The 14014-nt window shown below is 65.5% G+C and carries 15 protein-coding genes and 1 tRNA gene; 13 read left to right on the top strand and 3 right to left on the bottom strand.

What is annotated here, in order from left to right; translation table 11 throughout:
* The first annotated feature begins 109 nt into the window (after positions 1 to 109).
* A tRNA-Gly gene (locus ACJJVR_RS16855) sits at positions 110 to 184 on the top strand.
* A 269-nt stretch (positions 185 to 453) separates the two neighbouring features.
* Here ACJJVR_RS16855 and ACJJVR_RS16850 read toward each other — a convergent pair.
* Positions 454 to 2946, bottom strand: coding sequence for an FAD-dependent oxidoreductase (locus ACJJVR_RS16850; protein ID WP_405406311.1), 2493 nt, complete (start codon positions 2944 to 2946; stop codon positions 454 to 456).
* 152 nt (positions 2947 to 3098) lie between these two features.
* Between ACJJVR_RS16850 and panC the strand changes: the two genes are divergently transcribed.
* Together panC and panB are read left to right on the top strand one after the other, a co-directional pair.
* Positions 3099 to 3944 (top strand): pantoate--beta-alanine ligase, encoded by an 846-nt coding sequence (gene panC, locus ACJJVR_RS16845; RefSeq protein WP_405406309.1) that lies wholly within the window; start codon positions 3099 to 3101, stop codon positions 3942 to 3944.
* Positions 3945 to 3955: 11 nt separating this feature from the next.
* The gene (panB, locus tag ACJJVR_RS16840) at positions 3956 to 4765 is read left to right on the top strand and encodes a 3-methyl-2-oxobutanoate hydroxymethyltransferase (RefSeq protein WP_405406307.1); all 810 of its coding nucleotides are present in this window, start codon (positions 3956 to 3958) and stop codon (positions 4763 to 4765) included.
* Positions 4766 to 4787: 22 nt separating this feature from the next.
* Here panB and ACJJVR_RS16835 read toward each other — a convergent pair whose 3' ends face one another.
* Positions 4788 to 5930, bottom strand: coding sequence for an MFS transporter (locus tag ACJJVR_RS16835; RefSeq protein WP_405406306.1), 1143 nt, complete (start codon positions 5928 to 5930; stop codon positions 4788 to 4790).
* Positions 5930 to 6934, bottom strand: coding sequence for a 2-hydroxyacid dehydrogenase (locus ACJJVR_RS16830; protein ID WP_405406487.1), 1005 nt, complete (start codon positions 6932 to 6934; stop codon positions 5930 to 5932). The genes ACJJVR_RS16835 and ACJJVR_RS16830 overlap by 1 nt, the downstream gene beginning before the upstream one ends.
* A 233-nt stretch (positions 6935 to 7167) precedes the next feature.
* Between ACJJVR_RS16830 and ACJJVR_RS16825 the strand changes: the two genes are divergently transcribed.
* The 10 genes from ACJJVR_RS16825 to ACJJVR_RS16780 all read left to right on the top strand — a co-directional run bounded on the left by ACJJVR_RS16825 (position 7168) and on the right by ACJJVR_RS16780 (position 14007).
* Positions 7168 to 7638: an SH3 domain-containing protein gene (locus ACJJVR_RS16825; RefSeq protein WP_405406486.1), complete on the top strand. Its 471-nt coding sequence runs from the start codon at positions 7168 to 7170 to the stop codon at positions 7636 to 7638.
* Positions 7639 to 7828: 190 nt separating this feature from the next.
* The gene (gene ndhC, locus ACJJVR_RS16820) at positions 7829 to 8146 is read left to right on the top strand and encodes an NADH-quinone oxidoreductase subunit A (protein WP_405406484.1); all 318 of its coding nucleotides are present in this window, start codon (positions 7829 to 7831) and stop codon (positions 8144 to 8146) included.
* Complete coding sequence (locus tag ACJJVR_RS16815) at positions 8146 to 8670, top strand: NADH-quinone oxidoreductase subunit B family protein (RefSeq protein WP_176695081.1); 525 nt, start codon at positions 8146 to 8148, stop codon at positions 8668 to 8670. The genes ndhC and ACJJVR_RS16815 overlap by 1 nt, the downstream gene beginning before the upstream one ends.
* A 2-nt stretch (positions 8671 to 8672) precedes the next feature.
* A complete protein-coding gene (locus ACJJVR_RS16810) occupies positions 8673 to 9293 on the top strand; it encodes an NADH-quinone oxidoreductase subunit C (protein ID WP_405406304.1) in 621 nt (206 codons plus the stop codon).
* Positions 9290 to 10531, top strand: coding sequence for an NADH-quinone oxidoreductase subunit D (locus ACJJVR_RS16805; RefSeq protein WP_405406302.1), 1242 nt, complete (start codon positions 9290 to 9292; stop codon positions 10529 to 10531). Before ACJJVR_RS16810 ends, ACJJVR_RS16805 begins: the two co-directional genes overlap by 4 nt.
* Entirely contained in the window at positions 10531 to 11424 is an 894-nt protein-coding gene (gene nuoE / locus ACJJVR_RS16800) for an NADH-quinone oxidoreductase subunit NuoE (RefSeq protein WP_405406300.1), read from the top strand. Before ACJJVR_RS16805 ends, nuoE begins: the two co-directional genes overlap by 1 nt.
* Positions 11425 to 11459: 35 nt before the next feature.
* A complete protein-coding gene (locus tag ACJJVR_RS16795) occupies positions 11460 to 11975 on the top strand; it encodes a hypothetical protein (RefSeq protein ID WP_405406299.1) in 516 nt (171 codons plus the stop codon).
* Positions 11975 to 12184: a DUF5337 domain-containing protein gene (locus ACJJVR_RS16790; RefSeq protein ID WP_405406297.1), complete on the top strand. Its 210-nt coding sequence runs from the start codon at positions 11975 to 11977 to the stop codon at positions 12182 to 12184. Before ACJJVR_RS16795 ends, ACJJVR_RS16790 begins: the two co-directional genes overlap by 1 nt.
* A gap of 24 nt (positions 12185 to 12208) precedes the next feature.
* Positions 12209 to 13504 (top strand): NADH-quinone oxidoreductase subunit NuoF, encoded by a 1296-nt coding sequence (gene nuoF / locus ACJJVR_RS16785; RefSeq protein WP_405406296.1) that lies wholly within the window; start codon positions 12209 to 12211, stop codon positions 13502 to 13504.
* 101 nt (positions 13505 to 13605) lie between these two features.
* Positions 13606 to 14007: a DUF5333 domain-containing protein gene (locus ACJJVR_RS16780; RefSeq protein WP_405406295.1), complete on the top strand. Its 402-nt coding sequence runs from the start codon at positions 13606 to 13608 to the stop codon at positions 14005 to 14007.
* Positions 14008 to 14014: the final 7 nt, after the last annotated feature.

Here is a 14014-nt window from a genome sequence, read left to right as displayed (position 1 = left end):
GAAAATCGCCGGGGGTGCGTTTTTTCCTCTTGCACCCCCCGGCGGGCTTTCGTAAATACCCGCTCACCGAAGGCGAGACGGTGAAACGGATCGCAAGAGGGACTGGAGTGCGGGCGTAGCTCAGGGGTAGAGCATAACCTTGCCAAGGTTAGGGTCGGGCGTTCGAATCGCCTCGCCCGCTCCAAAAACAAAAGGCCAGACCTTCGGGTCTGGCCTTTGTCGTTTCAGGAGTTGTCATGCCGACCGACATTCCCACAAGCAGTCAACAGGACGGTCTTTGCCGATCTGTGCGGAATGCAGCTTGGCTGTCCCGAACGCCCCTGACCGCTGTGACGCATTGCCATCGACCAATGGGTCATCCTGTCGAAATCACCGATGCCTGTACGATCACCGGCGGCGCTCAAAGCACGGATCGCGGGCAGGCGGCCACTGTGGACCGCCTGCGAACACGGCCTAGCCGTCGATGCGGATGCGGGCGTTCTGCGGGTCGTGGGGGCTGTCTTCGGTCACCACGGCGTCATACAGCTCGCGGAACATGCGCACCTGCAACCGGGTGCCCGGCGCGGTCAGGTCGGGGCTGACGTAGCCCATGCCGATCTGCTTGCCAAAGGCTGCCGAATACCCGCCCGATGTCAGGCGCCCGACCTTCTTGCCGTTCAGGAACAGCGCCTCGCGGCCCCAGGGATCGGCATCCGCCGGCCCATCGATCAACAGCGTGACACAGGCCGACCGGATGCCCTTGGCCTGCATGGCCGCCTTGCCGCGGAACTCCTTGGCCAGATCGACGAAACGGTCCAGACCCGCCTCCAGCGGTGTCGCGTCGCGGCCCAGTTCGGTGCCAAAGGCGCGGTACGATTTTTCCTGGCGCAGCCAGTTCTGGGCACGTGCGCCCACCAGCTTCATCCCGGACGGTTCACCTGCGGCGATCAGCTTGTCGAACAGGTGGTTCTGCATTTCGATCGGGTGGTGCAGTTCCCATCCCAACTCGCCGGTATAGGCGACGCGGATGGCCATGACCGGGACCATGCCCAATTCGATGGTGCGCATCGACAGCCACGGAAAACGCTTGTTCGACAGGGCGGTGGCGGGTTCCACATCGCGGATCATGCGCGACAGGATCGCGCGGCTTTCCGGCCCCGCAAGCGCAAAGACGCCCCATTGCGTGGTCACGTCCTGCACATGGACGTATTCGCCGCCCGCGCCCATGAAATCCTGCGCGGCTTTCAGCAGGTTGTCGCGGTCGTAATCCGTCCATGCCCCGGCGCTGACCAGATAGTAATCATGTTCGCCGCGCCGCACGATCGTGTATTCGGTCCGCACCGTTCCCGCATCGGTCAGCGCATAGGTCAGGTTGATCCGCCCCACCTTGGGCAGCTTGTTGGTCGTCAGCCAGTCCAGGAACGCCGTCGCCCCCGGCCCGGTGACGGTATGCTTGGCGAAGGCCGTCGCGTCGACAAGGCCTGCCGTCTGGCGCACGGCCTCGGCCTCGGCACGCGCGTATTCCCACCAACCGCCGCGGCGAAAGCTGCGGCTGTCATGATCGTCGAAACCTGCGGGCGCATAGTAATTCGGGCGTTCCCACCCGTTTACATGGCCAAACTGTGCCCCACGCGCCGCCTGCCGGTCATAGGCGGGCGATGTCCGCAGCGGGCGGCAGGCGGGCCGTTCCTCATCGGGATGGTGCAGGACAAAGACGTGGTCATAGGCCTCTTCGTTCTTGCGGGCAGCGTATTCCGTGGTCATCCAGCTGCCAAAGCGGCGCGGGTCCAAGCTGGCCATGTCGATCTCGGCCTCGCCCTCGGTCATCATCTGCGCCAGGTAATGGCCCACGCCACCGGCGGCGGTGATGCCAAAGCTGAACCCCTCGGCCAACCACATGTTGCGCAGCCCCGGCGCGGGGCCGACCAGCGGGTTGCCGTCGGGCGTATAGCAGATCGGACCGTTGAAGTCGTCCTTGAGGCCCACCGTTTCCGACGTCGGAATGCGGTGGATCATCGCCATGTATTCCTCTTCGATCCGCTCCAGGTCCAGAGGGAACAGGTCGGCGCGGAAACTGTCCGGCACGCCGTATTCGAACCGCGCGGGCGCGCCCTGTTCGTACGGGCCCAGAATCCAGCCGCCGCGCTCCTCGCGGACATACCACTTGGCATCGGCGTCGCGCAGGACCGGGTGTTCAGGGTTTCCGTCGGCGCGCCAGCGCATCAGGGCGGGGTCGGGTTCGGTCACGATGAACTGGTGTTCCACCGGGATGGCTGGGATCTTGATCCCCAGCAGCTTGGCGGTGCGCTGCGCGTGGTTGCCGGTCGCGGTGACGACATGTTCGGCGTGAATGTCATAGACCTCTCCGGACGGGATCAGGTTGCCGCCGCGGTCGACCATCTTCTCCACTGTCACCACCCATTCGCTGCCGGTCCAGCGATAGGCGTTCACCTGGATCTTGCGTTCGATCCGGCATCCCGCCATGCGCGCGCCCTTGGCCATGGCCTGTGTCACGTCGGCGGGGTTGATGTATCCGTCGGTCGGGTGGAACAGCGCGCCCTTCAGATCCTCGGTGCGCACCAGCGGCCAGCGGTCCTTGATCTGGGCGGGGGTCATGAACTGATGCTCGATCCCGATCGTCTCGGCGGTGGCGGAATACAGCATGTATTCGTCCATCCGCGCATCCGTCTGCGCCATCCGCAGGTTGCCGCAGCGGGTGAAACCCGCGTTCAGGCCCGTCTCGGCCTCCAGCCCGGCATACAGTTTCACCGAATAATCATGGATGTGGCTGGTGGCGTAACCCATGTTGAACAGCGGCAGCAGGCCCGCCGCATGCCAGGTCGATCCGGCCGTCAGCTCGTCGCGCTCGACCAGCAGCGTGTCCCAGCCCGCCCGCGCCAGATGCAGCGCGATGCCGCAGCCGACCGCGCCCCCGCCCACGACCAGAACCTTCACATGCGACGTCATCGCGCTCTCCTGTTAGACCCGTTTCGCCTGTGATGCCCCATCGGTGAAACGCCGCGTCAAGGGCGCCCGACATCTGCGGGCGAAAAACGACATGGCCTTGCCCGGACCCGCCCCCGTCGCTAGGTTGCGGCACACGCCAACAGGGGGGCATCATGGACATCTGCCGCAGCACCGACGCCATGCGCGTCTGGCGTCGTGATGCCGGCCGCGTTGCGTTGGTGCCCACGATGGGCGCGCTGCATCAGGGCCACCTGACGCTGGTCGCGCGTGCCCGCGACTGGCTGGACGGGCAGGGCGGCGGTCGCGTGGTGACATCGATTTTCGTCAACCCCGCGCAGTTCGGCCCGAACGAGGATCTGGATAAATACCCCCGCCACGAGGCGCAGGATCTGGACCTGTTGGGCAAAGCGGGCTGCGACGCGGTGTTCCTGCCGCAGGTGTCCGACATCTGGCGGCCCGGCGCGCAGACGCATGTGCAGGTGACGCAGTTGGGCGGCATCCTGATGGGTCGCCTGCGTCCCGGTCATTTCCGCGGCGTGGCGACCGTGGTCACCAAGCTGTTCAACATCGTCCAGCCCCAGGCCGCGGCCTTTGGCGAAAAGGACTATCAACAGCTGACCCTGATCAGCCGCATGGTCAAGGATCTTGACATTCCCGTGACCATCCTGCCCGTGCCCACCGTGCGCGAACCCGACGGGCTGGCCATGTCATCGCGCAACCAGCGCCTGACCCCACAGGACCGCACAGCGGCCCCGGTGCTGGCCCGCGCACTGGATCATGTCGCGGAATCGGTGGCCATGGGCACGCCGGTCAGCCTGCTGCGTCGCCAGATTCGCGCCATCCTGTCCTCTGAACCGCGGGCAGACATCCGTTCCATCGACATCCGCGCCGCGGCCGACCTGTCACGCATCGCCGTCGTCGGCGGTCCGGTGGCGATCCTGCTGGCGGTCCGTTTCGGCGATGTGCTGTTGATCGATCAGCGCACCGCCCATCCCTGAAAGGCCGACCCATGTCCGTACAAGCCCCCGTTCGCCGCGTCACCGCCCCCCAGATCGCCGACCGCAAGGGCGGGACGCCCATCGTCGCCCTGACCGCCTATACCGCGCCCATGGCCGCGGCGGTCGATGCCCATGCCGATGTGATCCTGGTGGGCGACAGCTTGGGCATGGTGGTCCACGGCCTGCCCTCGACCATCGGCGTCACGCTGGAGATGATGATCCTGCACGGTCAGGCCGTCATGCGCGGATCGACCCGCGCGATGGTGGTGATCGACATGCCTTTTGGCACCTATGAGGAAAGCCGCGAACAGGCCTTTCGCAACGCCGCCCGCGTCATGGCGGAAACCGGTGCCGGTGCGGTCAAGCTGGAGGGCGGTGCCCGCATCGCCCCGACCATCCGGTTCCTGACGGAACGCGGCATTCCGGTCATGGCCCATGTCGGCCTGACGCCGCAGGCCACGAACACGATGGGCGGGTTCAAGACCCAGGGCCGCGACCCCGCAACCTGGCCCGCGCATGTGGCCGACGCCCGCGCCGTGGCCGATGCCGGGGCGTTTTCGGTCGTGGTCGAAGGCGTGATGGAGGCTCTGGCGGACCAGATCACCGACGCGGTGACGATCCCGACCATCGGCATCGGGGCGTCCGCCCGCTGCGACGGCCAGATCCTGGTGCTGGACGACATGCTGGGCCTGTCGGGCCGGGTGCCGCGTTTCGTGCGCCGGTTCGGGGATCTGGGGACGCAGGCCGATGCTGCCATCGCCGCCTATGCGGCCGCCGTCCGCGACCGCAGCTTTCCGTCCGACGCCGAACTGTACCGCTGAGCCGGCAGGACAGGCGCGGCGCTCAGGTGTCGGGCGGTTGGAAATCGGCCGTGCGGGCCAGGGGGGCCAGTGCCAGCGGGATCAGCAGCAGGGTGGCCAGGCCCAGATAGATCGTGCCAAGGCTGAGCCGTTCGGCCAGAAAGCCGATGCTGCCGGGGGCCAGCAGGATGCCCGAATAGCCCATCATCGTGACCACCGACAGGCCCACGCCCGCGCCCAATCCCGGCACGTTTCCTGCCGCTGAAAAGGCGATGGGCACCATGTTCGCGACGCCGACACCGGCCAGCGCGAACCCCGCGATCGCAGGCACCGGCACGGTCGACACCCCCGCCAGCACCAGCCCCGCCATGGCGACGGCGGCACTGACGCGCAGCGTGGCGACCGCGCCGAAACGCCGCCGCAGCCCGTCGCCCAGAAACCGCATCACGGCCATCGTGCCCGCGCAGGCCGCAAAGCCCAGTCCCGCGACGGACAGCGACGCACCCATCTCTCGTTGCAGATAGACGGCGGCCCAGTCCAGGATCGCGCCTTCGGGGATCATCGCAGCCATCGCCATCAGGCCGATCAGCCAGGGCATGGGGCTGCGCGGCAGGCGCAGGGGGACCTTGGGCGCGCCCGCTTTGGGGGCATCGTGCAGCAGGCGGGGCAGCGCCCCGACCAGCACCACGCCAAAGGCCATCGTGATGATCACGGCATGGGCCAGTTCTCCGAATCGATGGATCAGCCAGCCGCCCGCCGCTGCCCCGGCAAAGGCCCCCACGCTCCAGAACCCGTGGCATGACGACATTATCGCGCGGCCGCGCGCGCGTTCGACCGCGACCGCATTGGCGTTCATCGCAACGTCCATGCCGCCGACCATGCCGCCGAACAGCACCACCGTCGCCACCACCGTCCAATATCCCGGCGCAAGCGAGATCCAGATCATCGACGGCGCCACCAGCCATGCCGCCAGCCGCACCGCGCTGGCCGATCCCTCCCGCGCGACCATCGCGCCGAACAGCGGCATCACGCATAAGGAGCCAAGGCCCAGCCCCAGAACGATCACCCCGGCGCTGGCCTCGGTGATGCCAAGCCGTTCCATCAGCACGGGGATTTTCGGCGCCCAACTGCCGATCAGCAGGCCGTTCACCAGGAACAGGGCCGATACGGCCCATCGCATCGTCATCACAGCATCGAGGGCACGACCAGATCGGGCGGACGATGCCCATCCGCAAATGTCTTGATGTTGATGATCACCTTTTCGCCCATCTCGGCCCGGCCCTCGACGGTGGCCGACCCCATATGCGGCAACAGGACCACGTTGGGCAGTTCGCGCAGGCGGGGGTTGATCTCGTGGCCATGCTCGAACACGTCGAGGCCTGCGCCGGCGATCTCTCCGGCGCGCAACATGCGGGTCAGGGCGTTCTCGTCGATGACCTCGCCGCGCGACGTGTTCACGATGACCGCCGACGGCTTCATCAGCTTCAGCCGCCGAGCGTTCAACAGATGAAACGTGGAGGGCGTGTGCGGCGCGTTCACGCTGACGATATCCATGCGGGCCAGCATCTGGTCCAGGCTTTCCCACCAGGTTGCGCCCAGGGCCGCTTCGATCTCGGGGCGCAGGCGCGTGCGGTTGTGGTAATGGACCTGCATGCCGAATGCGGCGGCACGTCGCGCGACGGCCTGGCCTATGCGGCCCATGCCCAGGATGCCAAGACGCCGCCCGCCGACGCGTCCGCCCAGATGGGCCGTGGGCGACCAGCCCTGCCAGCGCCCGGCCTGCATCTCGGCCAGACCTTCGGGGATCTTGCGGGTCACGGCCAGGATCAGCGCCAGCGTCATGTCGGCGGTGTCCTCGGTCACGACGCCGGGGGTGTTGCTGACCAGCACGCCGCGCTGGCGAGCCGACAGGACGTCGATATGGTCCACGCCCGCACCGAAATTGGCGATCAGCTTTAGCCGGTCGCCCGCGCGGGCCAGCATGGCGGCGGTGATCTGGTCGGTCACGGTCGGCACCAGCACATCGGCATCCTGCATCACCGCGACCAGCTGATCAGCAGTCATCTTACGGTCGTCGTCTCGCAGAACCACGTCGAACAGTTCGGACATGCGGGTCTCGACGGCCTCGGGCAGGCGGCGCGTCACGGCGACGCGCAATCTGCCGCGGGGGGCTGCGGGGGTGGCGGGCATGGTCACCTCACTGTGTCAGCGCCTTGATCGGGCGGGTGCAGGCACGCCCTTCCCATCGGCGGGCGCTTTTGGCAAACTGCCCGCGTTGAGGGGCCGGCACAAGACCCCAGAAGGGGCGTCCGCGCCCCGCAGAGGACAGGAACGGACAACGCATGACGGCACGGCCAGGCAGGACGGGCGCAAGGGTGGCACTTGCGTTTGTGGCGATGATGGGGGCTGCCGCCCCGCAGGCGATGGCCCAGAGCGAGCCGCAACAAAGCCAGGGCGCGACTGAACAGCGCGGGCCGGTGACCAACCTGCCACTGCCCCGCTATGTCAGTCTGAAGGGAAACGAGGGCAATGCCCGGCGCGGCCCCAGCCTGTCGCATCGCATCGACTGGGTGTTCCGGCACGCAGGCATGCCGCTGCGGGTGGTAGCCGAATTCGGCCATTGGCGCCGGGTCGAGGACAAGGACGGCGCAGGCGGCTGGATTCACTATGCGCTGCTGTCGGGGGTGCGCACCGCGCTGGTCACGCGCGACATGCTGGAACTGCGCGGCAGGCCGCATGCCGATGCCGACATCGTGGCCCGCGCCGAGGCCGGGGCCATCCTGCGGCTGAACGAATGCGAACCCGAATGGTGCCGCGTGTCGGGTGGCGGGCAACGGGGCTGGGTGCCCAAGTCGACGATCTGGGGTGTGGACGCGGGCGAAATCCGCGACTGATCCGCGCCGCATTGCAACAATTCGCCGCGCTTTCGGTCCCCCGCGCCCGTTGACCCCGGACGGTCACGGGTCTAAACCGCACTCAGCCAACCCGTCGCGGGGTCAGCCGTGATACCCGCGACCGACAAGGGGATCGTCACCCGTGCAAAACATTACGCAGGATTATCTGCCCATCCTCGTCTTCGCGGCGATGGCATCGGCGCTTGCGCTGATCTTGCTGCTGTCCGCGTTCGTCATCGCCGTGCGCAATCCTGACCCCGAAAAGGTCAGTGCCTATGAATCGGGCTTCAACCCGTTCGACGACGCGCGGATGAAATTCGACGTGCGATTCTATCTGGTGTCGATCCTGTTCATCATCTTCGATCTGGAAGTCGCGTTCCTGTTCCCGTGGGCGGTCAGCTTTCAGGCGATCAGCGAGACTGCGTTCTGGTCCATGATGGTGTTTCTGGGCGTGCTGACCGTGGGCTTTGCCTACGAATGGAAGAAGGGAGCCTTGGAATGGGCGTGATGGCAGGGGCGAACACCGCCGGACCCGATCGCGAATACGCGACCAAGGCCCTGAACGCGGAACTGCAGGACAAGGGTTTCCTGCTGACCACGACCGAGGACATCATCAACTGGGCGCGCAACGGCTCGCTGCACTGGATGACGTTCGGTCTGGCCTGCTGCGCGGTCGAGATGATGCAGACCTCGATGCCGCGCTATGACCTGGAACGGTTCGGGACCGCGCCGCGCGCATCCCCGCGCCAGTCGGACCTGATGATCGTCGCGGGTACGCTGACCAACAAGATGGCCCCGGCGCTGCGCAAGGTCTATGACCAGATGCCGGAACCCCGTTACGTCATCAGCATGGGCAGCTGCGCCAATGGCGGCGGCTATTACCATTACAGCTATTCCGTGGTGCGCGGCTGCGACCGGATCGTGCCCGTGGACATCTATGTCCCCGGCTGCCCGCCGACCGCCGAGGCGCTGCTGTACGGCATCCTGCAACTTCAGCGCCGCATCCGGCGCACCGGCACGCTGGTGAGGTGATCATGGCGACCTATACCGATCCCGACGCACTGGACCAGTTGGCCGAGCACATCAAGCTGCGCCGCCCGAACGAGGTCATCGGCACCGACGTGGCCTTTGGCGAACTGACCGTGACGGCCACCGCCAGCGGCATTTTGGACCTGCTGGATTTCCTGCGCAGCGACAGCAGCTGCCGGTTTTCCACGCTGGTCGACATCACTGCCGTGGATTACCCGTCGCGCCAGCAGCGGTTCGACGTGGTCTGGCATTTCCTGTCGATGTACCAGAACCACCGCATCCGCGTGAAGGTCGCCATCCGCGAAGATGAGATGCTGCCGACGCTGACCGCGATCTATCCCGCCGCCAACTGGTTCGAGCGCGAGATTTTCGACATGTTCGGGATCCTGTTCACCGGCCACCCCGACCTGCGGCGTCTTTTGACCGACTATGGTTTCTCGGGCCACCCGCTGCGCAAGGATTTCCCGACCACCGGCTATGTCGAGGTTCGTTACGATGACGCCGAAAAGCGCGTGATCTATGAGCCCGTGTCGCTGGTCCAGGAATACCGCCAGTTCGATTTCCTGTCGCCTTGGGAAGGCGTGCAATACGCCCTGCCCGGCGACGAAAAGGGGGCCGCGAAATGATGGACGGCGACATCCGTGCGAACAGCTATGACGACGGTAGCCAGGATCTGGTGACCGGCGAACAGCGCATCCGCAACTTCAACATCAACTTTGGTCCGCAACACCCTGCCGCGCATGGTGTTTTGCGCATGGTGCTGGAGTTGGACGGCGAGGTCGTGGAACGCGCCGACCCGCATATCGGCCTGCTGCACCGTGGCACCGAAAAGCTGATGGAAAGCCGGACCTATCTGCAGAACCTGCCGTATTTCGACCGGCTGGATTACGTATCGCCCATGAACCAGGAACATGCCTGGTGCCTGGCGATCGAGCGTCTGACCGGCACCGTCGTGCCGCGTCGCGCCAGCCTGATCCGGGTGCTGTTCTGCGAGGTGGGGCGCATCCTGAACCACCTGCTGGGCCTGACCACCGGCGCGCTGGACGTGGGTGCGCTGACGCCGCCCCTGTGGGGCTTTGAGGCGCGCGAGGATCTGATGATCTTCTATGAACGCGCATCGGGTGCGCGTCTGCACGCGGCCTATTTTCGGCCGGGCGGCGTTCATCAGGACCTGACGCCGGACCTGCTGAACGACATGGAGGCGTGGTGCGAGCGTTTCCCCAAGGTGCTGGACGATCTGGATACCCTGCTGACCGAAAACCGCATCTTCAAGCAGCGTCTTGTCGATATCGGCATCGTGTCCGAACAGGACGCTTTGGACTGGGGTTTTTCGGGCGTGATGGTGCGGGGATCGGGCATGGCCTGGGATCTGCGCCGCAGCCAGCCCTATGAGTGCTATGACGAATTCAACTTCAAGATCCCCGTCGGCACCAACGGCGACTGTTACGACCGCTTTCTGTGCCGGATGCAGGAAATGCGCGAATCGACGCTGATCATGCAGCAGGCCATAACCAAGCTGCGGACCGAAGGGCCCGGAGAGGTTCTGGCACGCGGCAAGCTGACCCCGCCCAAACGCGGCGACATGAAGCGTGACATGGAAAGCCTGATCCACCACTTCAAGCTGTACACCGAAGGCTTCCGCGTTCCCGCCGGCGAGGTTTATGCCGCAGTCGAGGCGCCCAAGGGCGAGTTCGGCGTCTATCTGGTCAGCGACGGCACCAACAAACCCTATCGCGCGAAACTGCGCGCGCCGGGCTTCCTGCACCTTCAATCCATGGACTGGATGTCCAAGGGCCATCTGCTGGCCGACGTCCCGGCCCTGATCGCCACCCAGGATATCGTCTTCGGAGAGGTTGACCGCTGATGCTGCGCCGCCTGCACCCCGTCCAGCCGGACAGTTTCGAATTCACGTCTGCGAACCTTGAATGGGCGCAGGCGCAGATCACCAAATACCCGGAAGGTCGCCAGCAATCGGCGATCATCCCGCTTTTGTGGCGCGCGCAGGAGCAGGAAGGCTGGCTGTCGCGTCCTGCCATCGAATATTGCGCCGCGCTGCTTGGCATGGCCTATATTCGGGCACTGGAAGTGGCGACGTTCTATTTCATGTTCCAGTTGCAGCCTGTTGGAACCGTGGCGAACATCCAGATCTGCGGAACCACGACCTGCATGATCTGCGGAGCCGAGGATCTGGTCGCCGTGTGCAAACGCCGCATCGCGCCAACGCCGCACACCCTGTCCGCCGACGGCAAGTTCAGCTGGGAAGAGGTCGAATGTCTGGGCGCCTGCGCGAATGCGCCGATGGCCCAGATCGGCAAGGATTACTACGAAGACCTCACCCCTGAAAGCCTTGAGGCCCTGATTGACCGCATGACCGCCGGAGAGGTTCCGGCGCCCGGTTCGCAGACCGGCCGCTTTGCGTCAGAACCTGTCAGCGGCCTGACCAGTCTGGCCGATCTGAAGGGGCAGGAGGGTCGCAATGCCAGCGTTCAGCTGGCCTCCGACCTGGGCGAAACGCTCAAGCGTATCGACGGGACAGAGGTTCCCATCCTGACCAAATGGCACCGCAAACCAAATGCCGCGGCGGATGATCAGTCTGGCGTCGACACAGCACCCCAGAATGAACCGCGTCCCGCGGACGGCGCGCCCGCCGATTCGACTGGCGTGACCGAGCAGGAGGCACAGGCCGGGTCCGCCGCGCGCCCGATATCCAAGCGCGAACCGGCGGATGTGCGCAAGGATGACAAAGACCGCGACTGATCGCAGCCAGACGACCCGCAGAAAGGACGCCAGCCATGACACCCGCCAGCAGAACCACCGGAGCTGTCACGGCACTGCTGGTCTTTCTGGGCATCGGCCTGTTCGGGCAGATGGGCTGGTTGGCCGCGCTGGTTCTGGCCGTGATCGCGGGCGGGATGCTGGCTCTGACGGTCGGATGGCTGAGCGATCCGGGCAGCGCAGCGATGGACGGATCGGATTGGGACGCGATGCCTGTGCAACCCGCTGGTCAAACGCCCCGTGCGATGGCGCGGCCCCGTGAGAACGATGCGCCCGCAGTGGCACGACCACTTGCCACCGGCAGCAAGTTGGAGGGGCCGGACGATCTGCGGGCGATCAAGGGTATCGGGCCCAAGGTCCAGCAGTCGTTGGAACAGGCGGGTGTGACGCGTTTCTCGCAGATCGCCGCATGGGACGATGCCGATGTGGATCGCATGGCGGACGTGATCGGGCGCGCCGCGTCGCACATCCGCAACGATGACTGGGTGGGGCAGGCGCGCGTGCTGGCCGCACTCCCGCAGGAGGCGGGGTGATGGCTGACCCTGCGCAGGACGCCCGCCAGATGCGGTTGGTCGCGATCGTGATCGCGGTGACGATGCTGATCTGGCTCGCCATTCAGGCGATCGGGCAGCACTATGACTGGGCGGGTAAGTGGGCCTTTCTGGCTGACCTTGCCGCCATGGGCGCTTTTGTCTGGTCGCTGATCGTGACCTGGCGTATCTGGCGGCGCAGGAATGCGTGACGCCGGGAATAAAGGACGTATCGGATGCTGAAAGACCAGGATCGCATTTTCACCAACCTGTATGGCATGGGCGATCGCAGCCTGGCCGGCGCGCAAAAGCGTGGCCATTGGGACGGGACCGGCGACATCATCGGCCGCGGACGCGACAAGATCATCGAACAGGTCAAGGCCTCGGGGCTGCGCGGGCGTGGCGGCGCAGGCTTTCCGACCGGTCTGAAATGGTCCTTCATGCCCAAGGAATCGGACGGGCGGCCCAGTTATCTGGTGATCAACGCCGACGAATCCGAACCCGCGACCTGCAAGGACCGCGAGATCATGCGCCATGATCCGCACACCCTGATCGAGGGGGCGCTGATCGCGGCCTTCGCGATGAACGCGCATGTTTGCTATATCTATCTGCGCGGCGAATACATTCGCGAAAAAGAGGCGCTGCAGGCCGCCATCGACGAATGTTATGACGCGGGCCTCTTGGGCGCGAATGCGGCCGGGTCGGGCTGGGAGTTCGACCTGTACCTGCATCACGGTGCCGGCGCCTATATCTGTGGCGAGGAAACCGCGCTGCTGGAAAGCCTGGAAGGCAAGAAGGGAATGCCGCGGATGAAGCCGCCGTTCCCGGCTGGTGCCGGTCTGTACGGCTGCCCGACGACGGTGAACAACGTGGAATCGATCGCGGTTGTGCCGACGATCCTGCGGCGCGGGGCAGAGTGGTTCGCGGGCTTTGGTCGCCCGAACAATGCGGGCGTCAAGCTGTTCGGCCTGACCGGGCATCTGAACGCCCCCTGCGTGATCGAGGAAGCCATGTCGATCAGCATGAAGGAGCTGATCGAAAAGCATGGTGGCGGCGTGCGCGGCGGCTGGAAGAACCTCAAGGCGGTGATCCCCGGTGGCGCGTCCTGTCCTGTGCTGACGGCAGAGCAGTGCGAAAACGCCATCATGGATTATGACGGGATGCGCGAACTGAAATCCAGTTTCGGCACCGGCTGCATGATCGTGATGGATCAGTCGACGGACATCATCAAGGCGATCTGGCGGCTGTCCGCGTTCTTCAAGCACGAAAGCTGTGGCCAGTGCACGCCGTGCCGCGAAGGCACCGGCTGGATGATGAGGGTCATGGCGCGGCTGGTTTCCGGCGAGGCCGAGGTCGAAGAGATCGACATGCTGCTGGACGTGACCAAGCAGGTCGAGGGGCACACCATCTGCGCCCTGGGCGACGCGGCTGCCTGGCCGATCCAAGGCCTGATCCGCAATTTCCGCGGAGAGATCGAGGATCGCCTGATTGCCAAGAAGACCGGGCGCATGGGCGCATTGGCGGCGGAATGAGCAACGTTGCGGCATATCACGATCCCCGCACGGGGTCGTGTCGGGCAATGCGCCCGGCGGGTGATTACGTGGTGACACGTGATCACCGAAAGGATGCCGTGATGAAACGCCTGATGCTTGCCGCAATCGCCTTGGCCCTGCTGGCAGTACCCGCCGCCGCGCAGACACCGTTGCGCCAGGAAACCTATATCAACGACCGGCTGGTCCAGGCGCGCGTCGCCGACATGCTGCGCCGCGGATGCCCCGACATCAGCGCGCGGATGATCCGCGCGTTCAGTGAGGCGCGCGCGCTGAAGCGTTACGCGTTGGATCAGGGCTATAGTGAGACCGAGATCGAGACCTTTCTGGACAGCCGCGAGGATCGCCGACGCATTTATGCCGAGGCAGACCGCTATATGGTCCAGAATGGCGTCGTGAACGGACAGCCGGAAACCTTTTGCCGCCTTGGGCGGGACGAAATCGCACGGCAGACGGTCGCAGGATCGCTGCTGAGTGCCAGATAAGGAAGTC

Origin of the sequence: Paracoccus sp. Ld10, assembly GCF_045064235.1 — a bacterium.
Taxonomy (GTDB): Bacteria; Pseudomonadota; Alphaproteobacteria; order Rhodobacterales; family Rhodobacteraceae; genus Paracoccus.
The sequence above is the reverse complement of the archived record's forward strand: the minus strand, read 5'-3'. Positions and strand labels throughout refer to the sequence as shown.

Bases quoted from the DNA above. Each gene is read 5' to 3' on its own strand.
- ACJJVR_RS16850 (WP_405406311.1), bottom strand. From the start codon at position 2,946: ATGACGTCGCATGTGAAGGTTCTGGTCGTGGGCGGGGGCGCGGTCGGC.
- ACJJVR_RS16810 (WP_405406304.1), top strand. From the start codon at position 8,673: ATGGCGACCTATACCGATCCCGACGCACTGGACCAGTTGGCCGAGCAC.
- nuoE (WP_405406300.1), top strand. From the start codon at position 10,531: ATGCTGCGCCGCCTGCACCCCGTCCAGCCGGACAGTTTCGAATTCACG.
- ACJJVR_RS16835 (WP_405406306.1), bottom strand. From the start codon at position 5,930: ATGACGATGCGATGGGCCGTATCGGCCCTGTTCCTGGTGAACGGCCTG.
- ACJJVR_RS16790 (WP_405406297.1), top strand. From the start codon at position 11,975: ATGGCTGACCCTGCGCAGGACGCCCGCCAGATGCGGTTGGTCGCGATC.
- panB (WP_405406307.1), top strand. From the start codon at position 3,956: ATGTCCGTACAAGCCCCCGTTCGCCGCGTCACCGCCCCCCAGATCGCC.
- ACJJVR_RS16805 (WP_405406302.1), top strand. From the start codon at position 9,290: ATGATGGACGGCGACATCCGTGCGAACAGCTATGACGACGGTAGCCAG.
- ndhC (WP_405406484.1), top strand. From the start codon at position 7,829: ATGGCATCGGCGCTTGCGCTGATCTTGCTGCTGTCCGCGTTCGTCATC.
- ACJJVR_RS16815 (WP_176695081.1), top strand. From the start codon at position 8,146: ATGGCAGGGGCGAACACCGCCGGACCCGATCGCGAATACGCGACCAAG.
- ACJJVR_RS16795 (WP_405406299.1), top strand. From the start codon at position 11,460: ATGACACCCGCCAGCAGAACCACCGGAGCTGTCACGGCACTGCTGGTC.
- ACJJVR_RS16825 (WP_405406486.1), top strand. From the start codon at position 7,168: ATGGCCCAGAGCGAGCCGCAACAAAGCCAGGGCGCGACTGAACAGCGC.
- ACJJVR_RS16830 (WP_405406487.1), bottom strand. From the start codon at position 6,934: ATGCCCGCCACCCCCGCAGCCCCCCGCGGCAGATTGCGCGTCGCCGTG.
- ACJJVR_RS16780 (WP_405406295.1), top strand. From the start codon at position 13,606: ATGAAACGCCTGATGCTTGCCGCAATCGCCTTGGCCCTGCTGGCAGTA.
- nuoF (WP_405406296.1), top strand. From the start codon at position 12,209: ATGCTGAAAGACCAGGATCGCATTTTCACCAACCTGTATGGCATGGGC.
- panC (WP_405406309.1), top strand. From the start codon at position 3,099: ATGGACATCTGCCGCAGCACCGACGCCATGCGCGTCTGGCGTCGTGAT.